Origin of the sequence: Bradyrhizobium sp. 141 (assembly GCF_023074055.1) — a bacterium.
Lineage (GTDB): Bacteria > Pseudomonadota > Alphaproteobacteria > Rhizobiales > Xanthobacteraceae > Bradyrhizobium.
Map to the genome: position 1 here is coordinate 30,339 of NZ_JADPKR010000003.1, position 19,558 is coordinate 49,896.

Below are 19,558 nucleotides of genomic sequence, written 5' to 3' on the forward strand. Positions count from 1 at the left end.
ACCACGTTTACCCTGCCCTCAGACTGCTAGCGAGAGAGTCACCGATAAGCAACGTTTCGCTCCTAGCGACCTTTCCGCCGAGCAATGGGCGCATGAAGGGGCTTGTCGCTCCCGGGGACCATGAACGAGGCCCACCGACGATCCTCGCATTGGTGAAGTTCGACTACGTACCGGGACGTCTCAGAGCCGGCGCAGGATCCCTGGGTCGGTGGGGAATACGCCAGGCAGAAGTCAACTACCAAACCTTGTCAGTTGATGGAGATTGCGAGGGGACGTATCAATTTTGATCGATGAACCTCGCACGAGTCAGGTCGTGGAGCAGTTCGAGCTCTAGCAGCGTCAACGGCTCTGGTGGATGTCTCGTTGGCGAACGTCGGAGATTAGCGAAGCGGAGTTGAATCTGGGGCCCCCTCCTGGCCGTGTTGATTCGAGTATCTCGCCTGCAGCAGTTGTTCTCTATCTTCGAGAGGAACGGCTTGCTATCCCACACCGTGTTTCGTCAGCAGATCGGCCGTCACGCAAGCTCCTGGCGACATTTCGGATTACTGTCGGCAAAAAGGAATGCAAAAGACTTCGCTTGCGACCACAAAGTTCGTAAACATAGGATAACAATCGTTGCAGACCTCGGTCCTGGAAAAGTATTGCGATGCTCGCCTTCCTTGGTACAGCATCTATCCAACTGTAGCCCAGTTCTCCACGGTGGTCGGCGCCGAAGCCTCTGAGAAATGGCTGCAGCGCCTGCCGGTTAATGAGTCCGTGTCGCTCTATTTCCACGTTCCGTTCTGTCGATCGATTTGCTGGTATTGCGGCTTCGCTCGAAGCATCACTCGCCGGGATTCACCCATCCTAGAATATTTGGCGTTTCTTCGTAAGGAGATCGAGTTGGTCGCGGCGCAGGTGCCGCAACGGCTGCCTGTGAGCGACGTGCACTTCGGCGGTGGAACGCCGACCCTCATCGAGCCCGCGGAGTTCGGGGCACTGATGGAACTTCTGCGCCGCCGCTTTGCGGTTTCGAAAACGGCCGCCATCGCTGTTGAGATCGACCCGCGCACGTTCACGCTCGCCACATCCGAAGGGTTAGCGGCTGCCGGCGTGAACCGCGCGAGCCTCGGCGTCCAGAGCTTCGATCCAATTGTTCAAACGGCCATCAACCGGGTCCAGAGTGAGGCACAAACAGAGCGCGCTGTCGAAACGCTGCGGCAGCATGGAATATTCCGCATCAACTTCGACCTCATCTACGGTCTGCCAAATCAGACGGTGCAGTCCTGCGTTCAGACCGCGACTACCGCGGTGGCCATGCGACCAGACCGGCTTGCGGTATTCGGCTACGCGCACGTTCCTTCCTTTAAGAAGAATCAGCGCCTGATCGACGAGGCAGCGCTGCCAGACAGCCCTGCCCGTGCAGAACAGGCCGCGGCGATGGCCAATACACTGATTGCTGCGGGCTACCGCCAAATCGGACTCGACCATTTCGCCTTGCCGGACGATGAGCTCGCGCTGGCGCAGAAAGCCGGTCGCCTGCGGCGGAACTCACTGGGTTACTCGGCCGACACCTGCCATAAAGTAATCGGCTTCGGCCCGTCGGCCATCGGCCGCCTTGGCGACGGTTACGTCCAGAACGAAGTTGCAGCGGGTTCTTACAGCGGCCAAATCAAAGCCGGCCGTCTGGCGACGTCAAAGGGCTACTGTCTCAGCCTCGAAGATTGCGTCCGGGCTGCAATCATCGAGCGGCTGATGTGCGATTTCGAGGTCGACGTGCCGGCAATTTGCATTACTCATGGATTTGACCCGGTCCCGTTCCTCGGTTCACCCGAACGCTTGGCAATGCTCGCCGAGGATGGGATCGTGGAGGTGGAAAAGGGATTCATCCGCGTGAGGCAGGAGCATCGTTTTCTAACTCGCGCTGTGGCGGCCGCATTCGATGCTTATCTTGGCACGCCGCTCTGTTAAGACCAGCCAAAGAGCGGTGATCGTATGAATGCATTACCTTCCGTTACGCGCCCAGAAGCCCGGGTAACGAGTTTCGCTCACCTGGTGCACTCACGTACAGCGCCAAATTCGTAAAGGACGCCGTGCGCAGCTGCGCGACGAGAGCCGCCCCGGCCCTATCCGCGAAGACAGCTAGGCGAGTTGCTGCCCGGAGTTGGACGCTCCCGACTGCAACGCTGTCCGCTCAAGCGGCGTGACCGATAACGTTCATCACATCACCGCCATTGCCCGTATGGCCGCGGAGCTCGCCCAGGACGACGCTGGCTGCGGGACGTCGCCAACAAAATGGCGATCGAGGACGGCTTCATCTGGGTCTAACCGCGTCGGAGAAGATGAGATCTAGGCGTTCAGCGACTTCGGTATCGAAAACCTGATCGAGCTCGTCCGGATGTACGAAGATATTTCGACCTGGCTCAAGCGCTGGCAGCCCGGGATACCGCAATCAGCCTGCGGTCTACGCTGGATACGAACTTCCAGCAAAGCGGAGCGCTTCGTGGGTGATGCACGACGGATCCTATTGATGTGGATGGTCGCCGCTCGACCGGGATCGCCACGGACCGCCGCGTGCAATCCAGAGCAGCAACTGGTCGACGCGATGAGCGAAACCAAAGAGCACAAAAGGACCAGCGCCGGCGCGACACGGCACCAACGATAATCGAGCACCACAGTTAGAACCGGATCCCGCGGGATCGAAACCATCGTTTCCTGTAAGAGCCTCGCGCAACCGGGATCGAAGCGACCTTCCCGAATTGCCCCCCTCGATGCTGCCATTACCGGAGTTCGTCTCTGACGCCGGGACGGTCTCGCGCCGAGCGGCACGATACCTACGATTCGCACAGCGACGGCCGACGTCCCGCGCCCGGTCAACTACCAGACCTAGCAATTGATGGAGATGACGGACACATGCCAGTCAGTGCCGGTGAAAACCGCTCGGGCCACATCAAGGAAGAAGTCGCGATGCGATATAGTTCCGATCAATCCAATGGAGCTGATGGATGTTCTGTCTGGTCCCGCAGCTATCAAAATGCCTCCAATCGCGCTCTCCATCTTCCCATGAGAGCCAATCAAGGCCTTGTGCCGGCCTCAGCGAGCTTACGGGCGTCAAAAGATGTTAGCCCTTCTGCCCGCCTGTGCTTCATCCCATGGACCGAGCTGCGGGCGGCGTTTCTCGGGTCAGGCGTGTTGTTATGCGAGCTCAGCTACTGGGTGGCTCTCTGTTGAAGAACATTGCCTTTCCTCGTGGCAGCGGATTTGTCGTGAGAATCCCTCGGCTCCGTGCGTCGGCCGCCAATGCTAGCGAACGCTCACATCGAGCAGGCCACTCTCCGTGTCGATACGGTGCAGCAGATGCTTGCACTGGATTAGCGATCGAGCGGCTGGGTTGCATCGCGCTGGGTACCACCACGTGGGCCAAGCTGCGCCAGCAGTGGTGATAGCGCGGAAGGCTGAGCGGGTCTCGTTGGCATAGAGATGCCGCCTGGCCTCAAGCGTCACCTAGACCGCCTTGAGCACAAGGATCGCGAACCGCTCTAGGCCGTCAGGTGGAAGTTGCACTTTATTCAAATCGATGGACGTGGAAATCACTATGCATCGTTGCGGTATAGCGCCAGTATCCATGCGGGTATACTCGGCTGGCGTAGTTGCTTTCATCTCTCGACCAAGTGCGAAGCCAAGAGGGCGTATTCTCCTTTCCGTGATAGCTAGTCTCGCCGGCAGTTCGGCGGCGGCAGAACCTGGTGATATCTCTGGCCCTAGAAGTCACAGTCCCGATGAGCTCGCCGAGGCAAGAAGCCAAACAATCTCGAATCCGGCTGTAACCTTCCGAAGCGGCCGGCCCAAAGGAGCAGCGCGCCTTTCTGGGAACTCGCTGTCAAAAGCAGCTAGGTCTACCACAACGCGCGACAGTGCGGAGGACACCGCCAAGAGCAGAAGTCAAAAGCAGATTGACCCATTCGCAAAATTCGAGAACCTCCGCGAAAAAGGTGCGGCGTTCACTGGGCCAGGTCCTGCGGACACGATAGATCAGGATGCAGCTTCTGTCAGATCCGAGCTTTCGGATCTCGGGATTGGATTCGCTGGCTGGACCCTAAACACGTTTGTCAACAATCAACTCGGTAATGCCGCCAGAAGCACCATCGCCAATCAACAATATGTCGGCCAGAATCCGACATTTAGTACGGTCAACTCTATGATCGTGACCTATGACCTCGCTCGGTTTGGAATTCCCGACGGTCAGATCGTCGTGGGAGCCGAGCATCAATATTGGACATGGAAGAGCGCCGGGCCAGACCGACTGGGAATCAATGCAGTGTCCTACTATCAAACGTTCTTCGACAGGAAGATCGAACTCAAAGTGGGTTACCTCAGGAACCAACATGAGTTTGCGGGTGCCGGAGAAAAAGTTTTTGGACCCTCGTCGAAGATGCTGTTCCAAGCAGGCGTGAGCAACAATTGGGCGCCAACGCCGGCTCTTAATCTGAAGTACAATTTTGACGATCGCTTATATAACAAGCTCTCAATCCAGCGCTCGCTCAGTCCAGCCGGTCAATATACGCATGTAAGCGAAAATCCCACTGGCTTGAACTGGAGCACGCGCGACGCGGGCATTCTTTTACTTGATGAAGTTTGCTATAGGAACAAGCCTACTCCCGGGGTACCCGAGACTTGGCTGCGGGCTGGCGCGGGCTTTAACAACAGCAGCTACACGGACTTACAGCATCCGACGCAACCGACAGCCAAGGCGAACAGCGTCTACTATGTAGCTGCGGATAGGCAATTCTGGCAATCTGCCGTCCACGGCTCGGCATCTCGCGGAATCTATGGCGGGTTCTCTGCGATGTACGCTCCGCCTGACCTAAATAGGGCAAGTCAGTACTACGAGCTTCGCCTGTATGCGAAGGGCCTGTTTGACAGCCGGCCCACTGATCAGATGAGTCTTGTTGTCAACAATACCATCTGGAGCCATTTCGCGGTGGACGCTGCACTGGCGAAAGAGCAGCTGGCGCACCGGGACAGCACAGCAATTTCGGGACTGTATACGGCGCATCTGGCGCCCGGGATATATACAACCGTAGGACTGACGTACATCAATCACCCGACAAGCATTACCTACACGCCGCAAACAGGACACGCCCTGAATATATTGGTATCTACGTCGGTATTCTTCTAGGCTCTCAGGACTGCGCGTGAATTCACGGTCATGTAGTCGATATCACAATCGCCCTTTTCAACGGCTTGGGCCACGCATCACGGCGATTTTGGTATCCGCTGTGCTCCTGGCGCGAAGCCTGGTACCGCGTAAATCGAGCCGTGATATCCAACGTAGCATGCTGTTGGGAATGGTAGGTTGGAGCCTTTGCTGCTTCGTTCTACGAGCGATAGGCCGACGTCGTACTTGCTCAAGAGCTATACCCTCCGGCCGCGGAATGATCTCCGATGCTCATTTGTTCAATCGAGTGCTGAGCTTGCGGCAGCGACATTGCTTTTGGATGGTCGCTCGTGCTGCTCGTCAGACTCGCGTCCGAGCTCGTACTCTGCCATGACAAGCCGAAATCGTGCCCTCGGAGCTTAGTTCACCCCGAAGAGGTGTGGTAAGCGGAACCGCGACACAGATGCCAAAGCTAGCCAGTTAGGGCAATCGCTATATCTGTCCGACGGTCGTGGCGCTGGCCGAAAGGGATGCGCAAGGTCGGCGGAAACGTGCCCCCTTCCGCGGCAAATCGACCGGACGCGGCCGGATGACTTGCGCCACTCCGATGCTGACTCATTTTCGCCGGGTCGAGATGAGCTTTAGCATCTTACTTCAGCAAGGAGGTCGCCTGCCGAGTCTGCGGCGCGTTAGCCCTCCCATCCAATTGCGCGTGGCGTTCTGCTGGGTTCACTTCTCTTCTCAAACATCTATTCGCGCGAACATGCGATAAGAGCAGTGCATTATCGGTGAATTTGCCGAGCCTTGCTAGGCAACCTTCGTGGACGGGTGCTTCGTCGTCTTGAGGCGCGTTACACTGCATCGACCGTCGACGCTGACGGGCGCGTCACCATCGATTGTGGCACGATGAACGACGCGATGCTGGTCACCGTAATCGTTGACCGCATAATGCTGCGTTGCGCGGTTATCCCAGATCGCGACATCGCCTTCTTTCCAGCTCCAGCGTACGGTGTTTTCGGGTGCCGTGATATGAGACTGGAATAGATCAAACAGCTTCTGACCGTCGCGTTTTGGGATATCAATAAACCTTTGCACCAGATCGCCGAGCACCAGCGCGCGCTCGCTGGTCTCGGGATGTACACGGACCACCGGGTGCTCCGTCTCATAGATCGTTTTGGTAAAGACCTCATCAAAATGCTTCTGGTCGATTTCGCGAACACGGCAGGTCCCGGCGTAGTCGAAGGCGTTGCTATGAACGGTCCAGAGTTCGTCGGCAAGCCGTTGGAGCGGCCGCGGCAGATCCAGATAGGCGGCCACAGCGTTCGACCAAATCGTATCGCCACCGGACGATGGGACCACAATGGCTCGCAGCACCGCAAGTTTAGGATACGCCGCGAGAAAGGTTCCATCGGTGTGCCATACATCAGCCCGGCTACCTCCGCGTGCGGAATCAAGCTCGATAATCGAGGTCGTTCCATTGATCGTACCGAGTGTCGGATGCGGCACCAGCCTTCCCAAACAAGCAGCAAATCGCTCCTGCTCCGCGTCATCAAGATGCCCCTGATCGCGGAAGAAGATCACCTTGTGTTCGAGCAGCAAGCTGTTGATCCCAGCGATGGTTTGGCTCGGTAAATCACCCGAGAGCTTGATATTTCTGATTTCAACACCGATGCGCGCTGCGCGCTTGACGACGTCGGTCAGTGGAATGACACTCTCGGTCGAAGCCGTTTGTTTCATTGCGAATTTTTCCAAGCTTTGCGGATTCTTCAAGCGGACAAGGGCGCGTGTCACTCGGTTTTCGAAGGCGAGCCTCGCGCTACGGGTACTCTCGAGCAAGCACCATGCCAGTCGGAAAACGGAGCTGTGAAGGTCCGTCAGGTACCGGATCGGATTTGAGTCGAACAGTTTGCCAGGAACTCGATGCCACCTCCCACCCTCTTTCCAACGCCACCCGGGTCGGCGGCGAAAGGCATAGGGCGCATAATCGACAGGAAATGTACCGCTCTGCACCCGAAGAGAAAGGCCATACGGTCCTCGTGCAACGTTGGGCAGCCAGCTGTGCGTGCTGTTCTCGTCCAGTATGCGCCCTCCGCTTAACAGTTTGCGGTAATCGGCCAGTCTCGAGCCGCCTCTGCGAACGGGCCATCACCGGCTCTCAATGTGTCCGGGACCTGCCCTGGCCGTGATCACTGCCGAAACATCTTCGGCTGGAATTGGAAGAGGAATAGATGACCTTGGAAGAGCTCCAAACGATTGAACTACGGCTTCATCCAGGCGAAAGCCATTGATCCGCGGCACTGGGATCGCGATGTTCTCGATGCACCGACGTCCGAGCACGGTGAGGCAGATGTTCTGCACGGTCCGGCTGGGTTTGCCCAACAAGCCAAAGATATGTCCACTACCAGTCTTTATAGGTGTTTCAATGTTGTCAAAGTAGTTGCCCTCGATCAGTGCTTGCACAGATGGTCCAGCATCCACTGCATGGAAGAATCCGCCGCTCTGTTGCGCATTCGTGTTGTGGAAGTAATTGTTAAGGAGATGAATAATAGCCTGCGCACCGTCAATGTGCGGCGCCCGCCCTGAGATCTCATGGAAATAGTTATTTGCGATGGTGATCGTCTGCGGGACACCAAGAAACAGGAGATTCCAATAGTGCTCCCCGTTACAATAGGAGGAATAGGTATCGCTGCCATCGAAGTCGCTCCAGGAAATCGTAATATTCGTCGTAGGGCCAAAGCCGCCGGCAATCATCTGCCGCCCGATATTATGAAATCGGTTGTGATCGATCCAAACCAGGTCGGCTCGTGCAATTGCAATAGCATCGCCGGCAAATATCACGCCTTGATTGATATCACTGATGGTCAGGTTGCGAATAACGACGTTGCTGACCCCATTTAGGCGCAGCCCCTTCCCTTTGATTGTAGCGCTCGGGCCAACGCCGATCACCGTCTTGTTTGAGCCAATCTCCAGCGGGCGCTTGCCGGCCCTGTCGAAGCCGACCAATGTCTTCTCCTTGCCATCGCAATGCGCATCGTTGCCATCCATAAGGAGAAGGGACTCACTTTTATAAGGTGCCGAACAAGCACTGCCGTATTGGCAACCCTGCCCCTCGCCTTGCCCTTCCGTACCGGTAAAGTCTATGGTTCCAGCTACCTGGATCTCGCGCGGACTATTGTCATTGCAGTGCCCGAAGCTGTACGAACGACACAACTCATACTTGAGAGCTTTGGTTGATCTGACCTGAACTACCTCGCCTCCAAGGCCGCCCGTCGCTGCAGAGCCAAAGCCCTTGAGGGCTTCCGATCGCACATTGTTCGATCCGAGCACGGAGGAGACGCCGACGACGACAGCAAGTCCACCGAGCACGCGCAACGACCGCTTGATGTGCTTCATCGTGTCCTTCATAGGCATGTGCTCTCCCGGAAAATCCGCACGAGGACTTGAACTCTCGAACTCAAATGCTGAACTGGAATAGGCCATCAGCATGCGGCGTTAACGCCATCAGATCGTCCTCAATAAGGCAGGATCGGAATATCGGAACCATGCTACGCAATAGCCGAAGTGTGCAGCCGCAGGCTCCGCACCAGCTGTGATGGATCTGGGTAGCCATTGAGCCAATCACGGCCGATGAAAGCAGCGGTCGATGCTTCGAGAGCCCCGTCAGAGGAATACTGTAGGTTGCAGCACGTCTGGCCTAGGCGGATGGGCCGTCGCTCCTGACGTTTTGCTGGACCGGCGGGAGGCGCTTGAGCTCTTCGGCATTTTCGACCAGCACCAGAACGCGTGGTGCATGATAGTTCGCATCCCGCGGGAAGCAGGTAGGCGGCGCGGCTGGGATCCTCGTCTTCCTGGATTGCACGTCAGATGTCAGGCCCCTTCTTCAGCGATATAGATGGGCGAGATTGGACCCTGTATGTCGCGTGCCAGACACATCACACGGACGGACGCCTCCTATCGATTTCATGACCGGCAATCATCACGCCGCCGGAATGGCTACGATTTCCTTGTTTTTGATATGTCCGTCCAGTGCCAGGGCGGATCTAGCACAACCAGTCACCGCCAACTTGCGACTCGCGGCGCGGCGAGCTGATGCGGCAAGGGCTCAGCCGCAATTCTGGTCGTCCCACATAGCTAAGGTGAAGCTGCTCATGTGCTGCAGTCATCGCCACGAAGAGCCGAATTCGTCTGCAGGCGGCGCGTGGAAGGCAACGGCTGGCCAGCGTGTGAACGCCCCCTCCGATCTGCACCTTCGACGCATCATAGGTTTACCACCCCCAGCGGCCTAGCGCGCGCGGAGGAATGAAACTACCCACCAAAACTGATTGTTTTTGTGATCCAGCATGAGGCGTACCCCAGTCCGAATCATGAGTCGCCCGGCTTTTCGTCGGGCTGCCGGGGAGCTTTGCCGATGTACACGCCGCCCTCCTTCCAAGTTATCGATATCACCGACGTTCATCGGACGATGCGCGAGGCACGCTCGGCGACACTGATCACCGCTACTCACGAAGGGCTTGTTGGAACGATGCTGCCCGTAGTACTCGACGAGAGCGAAGGCTCCATGGGCACGATTTACGCCCACCTGGCGCGTGCGAATCCGCAGTGGAAGCTGACACCGACTGGCGAGGCGATGGCCATTTTCGCTGGAGCGGAGGCCTATGTCAGCCCCTCCTGGTACGTAACCAAGCACGAGAGAGGCGAGGCCGTACCGACGTGGAACTATGTCGCTGTGCATGCCTACGGGCCCGTCGAATTCTTCGATGATGCCGATCGGCTGCGAAAGGTGGTCACGCGACTGACCGATGTGCATGAGCGCTCGGGCAAAGACCGCTGGGCGGTGTCTAACGCCCCTGCCGATTTCATCAAAACGGAGCTTAAGGGGATTGTCGGTCTGCGATTGCAAATTACACGGTTCGATGGCACGCGGAAGATGAGCCAGAACCGCAACGCGGCGGATCGCGCCGGCGTCATCGAGGGATTATCGAAGAGCGACCGTGACGAAGACCGTCGTGTGGCTCACCTCATTGCGAAAGGATGACGAACCCGAACGACGTATTGTGAACGACGCGGTACCACCTGCATTTCTCCATATCCTCGACTGCTCTCCTTCTGCACAGCGATGCGCCGGCGGCGGTCGGTTCCTGCTCGCGTCAGGTGCTTTTCACAGAGCACAGAAAACCATACACGACGCCATCGCTTGCGCGTCACCTATCGCGAGCGGCAGCAGCGGCGCGAGGCCTCAAGGCCAACTCCGGAGAAGAAGAGCGGTACACCGGTTGCAATCCGGGGCCCGCTTCGGGGCGCATGACAGGATGCTCTGCATTGAGATCGGATTCAAGGGGGCTGCGCCGGCTCCACGGTTACCGAAGCAACCGGTTCCTAAACCAGTTTAGCACGGAATTTTGCGATTGGCGCTAACTGATCAGCCACACTGAAACTTCTGCACAGCCACAGGCGACGGTTGCATGCATTAAAGTAAATCATGTCGCCCTCCCGACTCAAACAAAGATGCTTTGGAGGGCGATTGCCGTCATTCTCTCGAACACTGCGTGTGCAGCTTTCGTCTGATTCCGCTTGACGCCCGGCAAGTCTCAAGAGACTTGCAGGAAGCCAAAGCGTCTTGAATCCGACGTTAGGGTCAAAATTGCAGATCTTCTGACAATTCGCGACAATCTGCGCTCGCTCCAACACTCCCCGACGGGCAGTAAGAAACGCGAATGTCTCAAATCCTCAAGGTCCCGCCGCTCGCTTCTGTCACGATGATCGGGGCTCCCGGAGCGCCCTGCTCGATATCGAACTCGAGCCTAAGACGTTGAAGAGACCTGTTCCGACCGATCCACGCCCTCCGGCGCAACCGGCATGCTGAACTGAAAGACGGCCCCGCGAGGATCATTGGCGCCCGCCCACATCCGGCCTCCGTGCGCCTCAATAATAGAATGGCAAATGGCCAGCCCCATGCCCATGCCTTCGGACTTGGTGGTGTAAAACGCCTCGAACACGCGGTCAGCGCTGTTCGGATCGAGTCCTGGACCCGTATCCCGAAAAGTGACCACTACGTTATTCGAGTCATCTGTCCGCGCACTGATCAGTAACTCGCGGTCACCTTCGCTGATCTCCCTCATCGCCTCGATGGCGTTCGTGATCAAATTGAGAATCACCTGCCGGACCTGGACGCGATCTGCCCGGACAAGCGGCAACGCCTCAGTCCGTCGCGTTTGCACCCATACATCATTTTTCGCAAGTTCCGCGCGAACTAGGGCCAGCACCTCTAAGATCAATTCGTCAATTGCGAGAAGCTCCGTTTGCATAGGAGCCTTATTCATAAGAGCGCGGATCCGACGGATCACGTTCCCTGCACGCATACTGTCACGGACAATCAAACCGAAGGTCTGCCGAACTTCTTCCAGATTTGGCGGTTGAGCACCGAGCCAATTTAGCCCCGCCCCCGCATTACTGCTGATCGCGGCAATCGGCTGGTTGACCTCATGGGCGATTGAGGCGGCCAGCTGTCCCATTGTCGTGATCCGATTGGCGTGTGCCAGCCCCATCAGAGTCTCGCGATACCGTCGTTCGCTTTCACGGACTTCCGCTTCCGCTCTCTTTCGCTCTGTCAGGTCGAGGACGAAGCCAACACCTTGGTCGTCTCGCGCATCGAATACGGCGAGGCCAATTAGCACCGGCACGCGGCTGCCATCCTTGCGGACATACTCTTTCTCGAATTGCTGGACAGCTCCGGTCCTTCTTGCTTCTGTTCCAGCATTCAGTGTGCGCTCGTGCCATTCTGGCGGTGTCAGGTTGAGACCGTTCACTCGCCCCGCGACGAGATCCTCTCGGTCGTATCCAACCATCGTGAGGAAGGTTTGATTTGCCTCGATGATCTCGCCTCCTTCGCGAATGATAAATATTCCGATGATGTTAGCGTCGAGTAAGCGCCGGATTTTCGACTCCCGTTGCTGCACTTCGCTGTACAACCGGCTGTTTTCCAGCGCTGTTGCAGCTTGCGAGGCAAGCATTTTCAGCACCGAGTTGCGGGCAGGCGAGAATATGCGCGCGGCGAGATTATTCTCCAGATAAAGTACGCCGATCAGCTTGCCCTGCGTGATCAGTGGCAGGCAAAGAATAGAACGCGCTTTGCGCTCGCGGATATACGGATCTTCCGCAAATGAAGGCTCGGCGGCAGCATCTTCGAGAATAACGTTTTCGCGGACACGTAGGACGAAATGCAGCACGGACTCGGGAAGCGCCATCGGAGTTACGGGCTGTTCATTCACCTTTACAAGCAGCGCATCCGCTACCGTTGCGGCTTCCGCCTCGATCCGTGGCTCGCCTCCATGCAGCAGAATTAACAAACCTCGTTCGGCGCCGGCCTGCTCAATGGCAGTCCGCATAAGCGTGTCGATTAGTTTTTGAAGAACAATCTCGCCGGAAATCGCCTGCGACACTTTTGTCACCGTCGCGAGATCAAGATGCTCAACCGGAGCTCCGATCCTCATTCCATTCACGGCAGGAGTGGTCTCCTCATGGCTGAGATGGGGATTCAGCTCGTCGAGCTGACGCACTTTGCCATCTGCTCCCCAACGAAGGTAGCCGCGCCGCGCGTCCTGCAGGTAAACCCGGGAGATTCTGTCAAAACCGCGCGCAGCATAAAAGCGCGCTGCAAGTTCGCAAGCGATTCCCTCGTGGTGGGCGAAACCGTTACGTGCTGCGGTCTGGATTGAGTGTTCATACAGTCGCATTGCGTCTGCATCGCGGTATTCCCGCCTTGCAATTTCAGCGCCGACCAAGGCAGCCCGATTCTCAAAATTTTCGGGGCAATTCGTCGCCCATATCTGCAGCTGTCTGTAATGGGCATCAATGATATCCCAATGTTGCTGTTGTTCGCTTTCGCCTGGCTTGTCGCAGTAACATGAGTGAGACAGCGCACCATAGAAGTGAAACTCCGCGATCAAGGGCTCTGTCGGCATAGTCCATAATTTGGGCTCCGCCTTGGAGCGAGCATCAACAGCCGCAGCATAATCGCCGGCTAGAAATCGCGCCTGAAGTTTGCGGATCCAGTAGACGGTTTCGCTAGGTGACAGCTCCGGACTCCGTGCCAACGATCGCTCGACCTCTAGCTCGTCAAATTGTTGGTCATCCAAGCAACCGAATGAGCGCGTGAGGCCGCGCATGCTTTTAATGATTGCGAGCTGAGCGGCTACGGTATCAGCAGCAAACTGAACCTTTCTATTCCGTATCGTAGCAAAGCTTTTCTCTATCTCGTTCTGTACCTCTTTCAGGGGATCTCCGGCCATCATCATATTTGAGGTTAGATGAAGCAAGCTGTACGCCTCATAGATGACATCGCCGCTGCTGACCGCAGCTGCGAGCGCTCGCCGAATCAAAACTCGGCTACCTCTTAGGGGCTTCGTCCACGGGATCACGTTGCACCCGAAGGCCAAATAGACGGGAGCCCGAAAGCGGGAGAACTCACCGCGATCAACTAGGTCGCAAGCAAGACGACCAAATTTGTCAGCTGCTTGGTAGTCACCGAAGCGCCCGGCCAAGATTCGGCCTAGCCATGCGTAATGGGCGCAAGAAGCATCAGTGTTGCCGTATTCGAGGCTGATGGTGACAGCTCTGCAGATGACCAAAGCGGATAAATTGGCGTCCGTGAAACCTGCGGGCGGAAGAATGCGCGTCAAGACGGCAAGCGTGGCAAGCGTGGTCTGATCTGTCATTGCAGGCAAACTAGCAAGATCCTCGATTGCGTCGGGTAGCTGTGACCGCATCCGCTGATATTCGGCCAATGTTTCCTGGTCCGTCGGATGCTGCGACCACTCGATCCCGACGTCGTGAAGATATTCGAGCCCTGTGAGCACTGCCCGCCCGTGCTGACCGAGCGTCAAGTAAAGATCGACCCGCAAACATGCGACCGTTGCTCGCTGGGGCGCGTTCAAAGCGCGCTTCGACAGTACGGACAGGAGGCTCTCTGCAATGTCCAGCTGGCCTACCAAGAATTCGCATTCAGCCCGGCTTGTCTCCAGTGCGAACGCAAGTTCGTGGCGCCTTCGCCAAGAGTGCTCCGCGAGCAGCGCAGCACCGACGGTGAAATATGTGAGTGCCGAGGCGTAGGCCGCCGACGCCCTGGCACGCTGCCCTGCGACCAAATTCAGCTCTGCGAGCTGCTCACGCTCCTGACCGGAGGCAATTAGCGCGACACCTCGATTGAGTTGGCTGACGATGTCGAAGATAGCCTCTTCGCGTTTGTGCGCAGGGACGTGTGCCGCCAGCATCCGACCGATCCGCAGATGGGCAGGAGCGCGCGAGGATTCCGGCACCAGCAAGTAGGCCGCCTCTTGAACGCGATCGTGGAGGAAGCGGTAGGCTGTTCCGTGGCGCGCGATCAGTTCCTGCCGGATCGCCGGCCACAGGGTCGCATGCACCTGCTCCTGCGAAATTTCGAGCACGATCGCAAGCTCCGCCGTCCCGGCGATGTTGCCGAAACAGGCCAGCTGTTGCAGCGCGTCCTGCGTTTCCTCGGGCAGGCGGATGAGCTTGCCGAGCATCAGATCTACGACGTTCTCGGTGTACGCTTTTGCGTGAATACGCTCGAGATCCCATCGCCAGCGCGCCGACTCGTGATCGAACGTCAACAGCTGCTCTTCGGCCAGTTCAGAAAGGAATTGAATGGCGAAGAACGGATTACCCATCGTCTTCTGATGCACCAACTTTGCAAGCGGGGCAGCGCGTTTTGGTCCGCAGCGAAGGGTATCCGCGACTAACTGCGCGACATCGTCTGCAGTGAGCGGCGAGAGCGTGATCTCCTCGAAATTTACGTCGGCTCTCCTGATGGAGTCGAGCTTGCGTTTGAGTGGATGGCCTGCATCAAGTTCGTTGCTGCGGTAAGCTCCAATGAGCAGCAGGTGCAGATCCGACTGGGTCAGGAGATCCTCGATCAAGTCGAGCGTTGCGGCATCATGCCACTGCAAATCGTCGAGGAAGAGCACCAAAGGATGGGTTCGCCGGGCGAACACGCCAATAAAGCGGCGAAGCACCAGCTGGAAACGAATTTGCGCTTGCCGGGCTGGAAGCTCAGCAACCGCGGGCTGCTCGCCAATGATCAGGCTCAGATCGGGGATCAATTCGACCATCAGTCGTCCATTCGCGCCGAGCGCCTCCCGGAGCGCTTGCCGCCAAGTGGCGAGTTCGCCCTCACTTTTGCTGAGAAGAGGACGGACAAGGCTCTGAAACGTCTGCACTAGCGTCACATAGGGAACGTCGCGTTTCAGTTGGTCGAATTTGCCTGACACCAACTGCCCGCGCGAGGGCACCAGTGCTTTGTGTAGCTCCTGGACGAGCGAAGACTTACCGACACCGGAGTAACCGGCGACGAGCACCAACCTCGGCGCGCCGCTCTTCACCGCGCGATCGAAAGAGGCAAGCAAAGCCTCGATCTGAAGGGCTCTGCCATAGAGCTTCTCGGGGATGAGCAACCGATCAGGTGTGTCGTCTGTGCCGAGCTCAAATGGGTCGATGCGACCGTGGTTGGCCCATGCTGCGAGACAGCGTTGCAGATCGTGCTCAAGGCCAGCGGCAGTCTGGTAGCGTTCCTCGGCGGTTTTCGCGAGGAGTTTCATCACAATCTGAGATATCGGCTCCGGGAGGTTTTGCGATTTCTCGACGGGCGGTATTGCTTTTCTTGCAATATGACAATGGATCCACTCCAAGGGATCTGAGCCCGTGAACGGCAGCGCGCCGGTCAGCATCTGGTAGAATGTCACGCCAAGTGAATAGAGATCACTGCGACAATCGACCGAGCGATTCATTCGTCCGGTCTGTTCGGGCGCCATGTAGGGCAGCGAGCCGGCGATGAAATCGGCAGGTTCGGGCGGCACGCGCTCGCGGGAAAGACGGGAAGCCAGACCAAACCCAGTGAGTCGCACCTGTTCGTCAGGACAATTGACCAGAATGTGAGCGGGTTTCAGGTCCTTGTGGACCAAGCCGTGCCGGTGAAGCTTGCCCACGGCCCTGGCGATACCAACAGCGAGGCGCAGGAAGCGCTTGGGCTCCATGCGGATCCCGAGTAAATTTAGTAGTGGCTCGCCGCATGGATCCTCCAGGACCAGCATAGTCCGACCAGCTTCCCGGATGAGTTCCAACGGCCGCACCGCCCATGCCTCGTCTAGCTCCTCCCTCAGCTCATACTCATGGGCGAGGCGGTCGAGCGTCGCTGGGTGTTCCGCGATGGGCCGCACGACAAGTACGACAGCCCTGCTGCCGTGGATTTGCCGGCGCCACGCACGGCAGAACGCGCGATCACCGTCCTCCCACAGGGGCTGGATGTCACTGTCGACATTTGAGCCGAACAGAGTTCGGATGAGGGGGTCCCGCGGCATTTGCCCGCCCGGTCAATAAAGACTGAGCCAAACCTGACACATATGGGGCGAGCTTGTGAAGGGACTTCGCCAAAACGGCGCGAGTACCGATCAAGGCCGCCAAAGAGTGGACCAAGGCACGCCAAGATGCGACTTACACACCCAACACGTCACAGCCCGATCGATCCAGCCGAATCCTGCGCGCCGGCCGAGCCTGCACAGCATCGGCGGCGGGCGCTCTCGCTGGCGCAGTGTGTGGGCGAAGGATTGTATTCGATAGAGCGGCTCGTGGCCCGTTACCCGATCACGGCCCAGGCCCGACGTGCAGCAGGGCCCAGATCGCTGCTACCGCTCAAGCAGACAATGACATGTGAAAGCTGATCGGTTTGCCCATGATCGGCACAACGCGAGGCCATTGGACGCCGGCTTCTGAGCGCTGCATCGGCCTGAGCGTCCGGGCCGCGATGCGCAACGCCATCCCATGAGCCAATTGCGAGATCTCCTGGCGCGGACTGAAGCCCCGAGCGCCACAACTTGCTTCGCACAACGTCGTCCGAGTATGTCTTTCGAGCAAGCGGCCATACCATTGACGCGCTCAGTCTTCAGCACCAAACTAACATGGCATTGGGCCGAGAAAAGTGTCTTCACAAGTTTCGAAGCCGTCCCGGTGCGCGCTGTCACGGCGTTAGCGTGCGCCCGGTCGTCCCGGTATTATCTGTGAAATGTTGATTATGCTGTCCCCGTGAAGCGAGCAGCGCGGCGACACTGAGATCGCCATACCGAGCTAAGGAAGCACAGAGTCTGTGTATCCGTGTATCCGACACGATATTGAAGGACCTCGCCGTACACAATTTTGCACTTGAGGAAGGCCGGCCCTTCGACAACGCCTCTCAGACGCTAGTCACGAGCCTGATTTATGATCGCAGCAGAGACTTAGCTCGAACGAGACGAATCCAATGATGCGGAGGCGCGTTTGGACATTGAATGATCAATAAACCACAACGCCTTATCGAGCGACTTGAGCCAAAGAGCTGAAGCAGCTTCTTGGTAAGCATGAGCCCCTCGAAATCGGATGTACTAAGGCTCGGAGCGCTCGGTCCATTGCAGCAAATCGAACAGCTGGACCTTTCCGCCGCTTCGATGGCTACCCCCGCGGACATAAGCGCCGGCCGATATTGCTTTTTCGAGCTGAAACCGCACTGGCGCAGTATCAGCTCAGCCTGTGCCCCTCGAGACCTGCACCAAGCTGTCGATCTCCGGGCGGTCCCTAGATCTGAGGTCGATGCCGGCCGAGGAATACCGGACGGCAGGGCACGATGCCTCTTTGCGCTGACCGGCGGAAATGTCGCTTCCCTGGTTGACTATGGTGCGAACTGCTCTGAATGCGATCAGACGATCAGTGAGCTCGGCGATCGCCTCGCTGATATCTGGCATGTCGAACGACCCTTTCTCACAGAAGCCGGTCCCGAGAATTCGCCCACGCTTAACAGCACGGCCGCCAAAGAAGTTTGCTCCACAATCGGCCCGGAAGGGTGCTTCTAAGACCCGAGGAGAAGCAAGATGCTCGCTCGAGTCGCTGAACATAAACGCCGCAAGGGCGCTCAGGCTAGAAATCCCGGCGACACGAGCGGTGCTGTTTTCGAAATCGACGTTCACTCCTGGCTCCATTGTTGGAAGGCGCCATGCAGTCATCGACTCTGAACCACAGCATCAAGGGCAGATCTGCAAGCCACTGTGAGCGAAACCGCGCCCATAACTATTCTCTTCATTCCTGCTCCCATTGATGGAGCAACTGACCCGCGGCAAAGGCACCCCTGATGCTCACCGAGCGCCCGTATAGGTCCTCGCTGATCGGAATGCCGTTCGCTGCGGTTCGCAGGAGGGCGATTGCCGGCCGTGCGAAGCCGATAGATCCGAGAGAGTTCTCGCTGCTTGAACCGCTGTTCAAGCAAGGCGTAGGCTACCCCAAAACCGGTGAAGAGAATTGCAATTAAAATGAAGTACAGCGGAACGCCTTCTTTGCCAATTCGATAGATCTACCCGGCATCGTACAACCTGACGCTACGAACGATTCAAGCCCTTCCTGGCCGGCACGAAGTAGCAGGGAGTCACGACCTACTCTGCCTTGCTGAGCGAGCCTCAGTTTTGCCACGCTGGTTGCTTCATTGGAGGCAGCATCACCCACGGATGTACTGGCGATGTGGGGCGAACCCGACGCACTTTCTTCTCGACGGAGTACGTCGGGTCGCCTGTAATGATCCTGCCTGGGCCGTAGGCCCCTAGCGGATCGATGAGCTACTGGCAGGTCTAACAGCAGCTTCAGGTTGACCGCTCGGGGCGCGTTTGTCGTTCCTATGTAGGTCAAAGAGCGAACCTTCAAGGTGCCCGGCACGGACCTATGATGTCGGCCAATTCTGGTGGAAGAATGATTCTTTCGCTGGATCAGCGGTTGTTTGGCTGGTGCAGGAGAGCAAATGCAACTGCCTTTTGGCGAACCGGTCCGCAGCTGGACACCGAATGGAGTGTGTCCCGCCTCTCCTTCAGATTACGCCGCCTCATGTTGGGATGCGAGCCTCGTGAAGGAAGCAACGACACGAACGCACGTGAGCGCCCCTGCAGCAGCTCGAATTCGAGCATCTTTCCTACAAACATGACGGAAAGGACTTGAATCGCACCTTGCGTCAGGTTGTACGAAGTCGGTGCAAGGTGCTTTCCCCAACCTCGCAAAGAGCAACTCACAGGCGCTCTGACGACGCAAAAAGAAGAGTTCGTGGGCTGATGCCGCTGCTACTCGTTTTAATGTCTATTTTCCTTAGTACGGGTGCGATAGTCTACGCCGCTTGCCGATCTCAACGCCGGCGGGATCGGCGCATGCACAGGCACAATCGCGCCAATTCGCTCAGCTCGCGCCCCCGCATTCAACTACCAAAGCGACGGGCATTCTGATCCTTCAGCCGCATAATGAGCCGTCCGCTGCAGCCTCACTCGCGAAGGCCAGGCGACAAGCGCCGCCGCTAAAGCGAGCGCCTCAAGTTCTGGATTCGGTGCTTCTCGATCGGCTGCTGATCGA

Annotated in this window: 7 protein-coding genes; 3 read left to right on the forward strand and 4 right to left on the reverse strand. The window is 57.6% G+C overall.

Features of this window, described 5'->3' with window-relative positions:
- Positions 1-615 precede the first annotated feature (615 nt).
- Together hemN and IVA81_RS01635 are read left to right on the forward strand one after the other, a co-directional pair.
- Positions 616-1,950: an oxygen-independent coproporphyrinogen III oxidase gene (gene hemN, locus IVA81_RS01630; RefSeq protein ID WP_247311260.1), complete on the forward strand. Its 1,335-nt coding sequence runs from the start codon at positions 616-618 to the stop codon at positions 1,948-1,950.
- A gap of 1,732 nt (positions 1,951-3,682) precedes the next feature.
- Entirely contained in the window at positions 3,683-5,158 is a 1,476-nt protein-coding gene (locus IVA81_RS01635) for a carbohydrate porin (protein WP_247311263.1), read from the forward strand.
- Positions 5,159-5,944: 786 nt separating this feature from the next.
- On the opposite strand, the gene IVA81_RS01640 is transcribed toward IVA81_RS01635, so the two are convergent.
- Both IVA81_RS01640 and IVA81_RS01645 read right to left on the reverse strand, forming a co-directional pair.
- Positions 5,945-6,874, reverse strand: a complete 930-nt coding sequence (locus IVA81_RS01640) for a TauD/TfdA family dioxygenase (protein ID WP_247311344.1) — start codon at positions 6,872-6,874, stop codon at positions 5,945-5,947.
- 408 nt (positions 6,875-7,282) lie between these two features.
- Positions 7,283-8,623: a right-handed parallel beta-helix repeat-containing protein gene (locus tag IVA81_RS01645; RefSeq protein ID WP_247311266.1), complete on the reverse strand. Its 1,341-nt coding sequence runs from the start codon at positions 8,621-8,623 to the stop codon at positions 7,283-7,285.
- Positions 8,624-9,545: 922 nt separating this feature from the next.
- Here IVA81_RS01645 and IVA81_RS01650 point away from each other — a divergent pair.
- Entirely contained in the window at positions 9,546-10,172 is a 627-nt protein-coding gene (locus IVA81_RS01650; protein ID WP_247311269.1) for an FMN-binding negative transcriptional regulator, read from the forward strand.
- A gap of 766 nt (positions 10,173-10,938) precedes the next feature.
- Here IVA81_RS01650 and IVA81_RS01655 read toward each other — a convergent pair.
- Both IVA81_RS01655 and IVA81_RS01660 read right to left on the reverse strand, forming a co-directional pair.
- Positions 10,939-16,509 (reverse strand): trifunctional serine/threonine-protein kinase/ATP-binding protein/sensor histidine kinase, encoded by a 5,571-nt coding sequence (locus tag IVA81_RS01655; RefSeq protein ID WP_247311272.1) that lies wholly within the window; start codon positions 16,507-16,509, stop codon positions 10,939-10,941.
- 1,194 nt (positions 16,510-17,703) lie between these two features.
- The gene (locus IVA81_RS01660) at positions 17,704-18,144 is read right to left on the reverse strand and encodes a hypothetical protein (RefSeq protein ID WP_247311275.1); all 441 of its coding nucleotides are present in this window, start codon (positions 18,142-18,144) and stop codon (positions 17,704-17,706) included.
- Positions 18,145-19,558 lie beyond the last annotated feature (1,414 nt).

Coding starts and splice junctions, on each gene's coding strand:
- IVA81_RS01645 (WP_247311266.1), bottom strand. CDS start 8,623: ATGCTGATGGCCTATTCCAGTTCAGCATTTGAGTTCGAGAGTTCAAGT.
- IVA81_RS01650 (WP_247311269.1), top strand. CDS start 9,546: ATGTACACGCCGCCCTCCTTCCAAGTTATCGATATCACCGACGTTCAT.
- IVA81_RS01640 (WP_247311344.1), bottom strand. CDS start 6,874: ATGAAACAAACGGCTTCGACCGAGAGTGTCATTCCACTGACCGACGTC.
- IVA81_RS01655 (WP_247311272.1), bottom strand. CDS start 16,509: ATGCCGCGGGACCCCCTCATCCGAACTCTGTTCGGCTCAAATGTCGAC.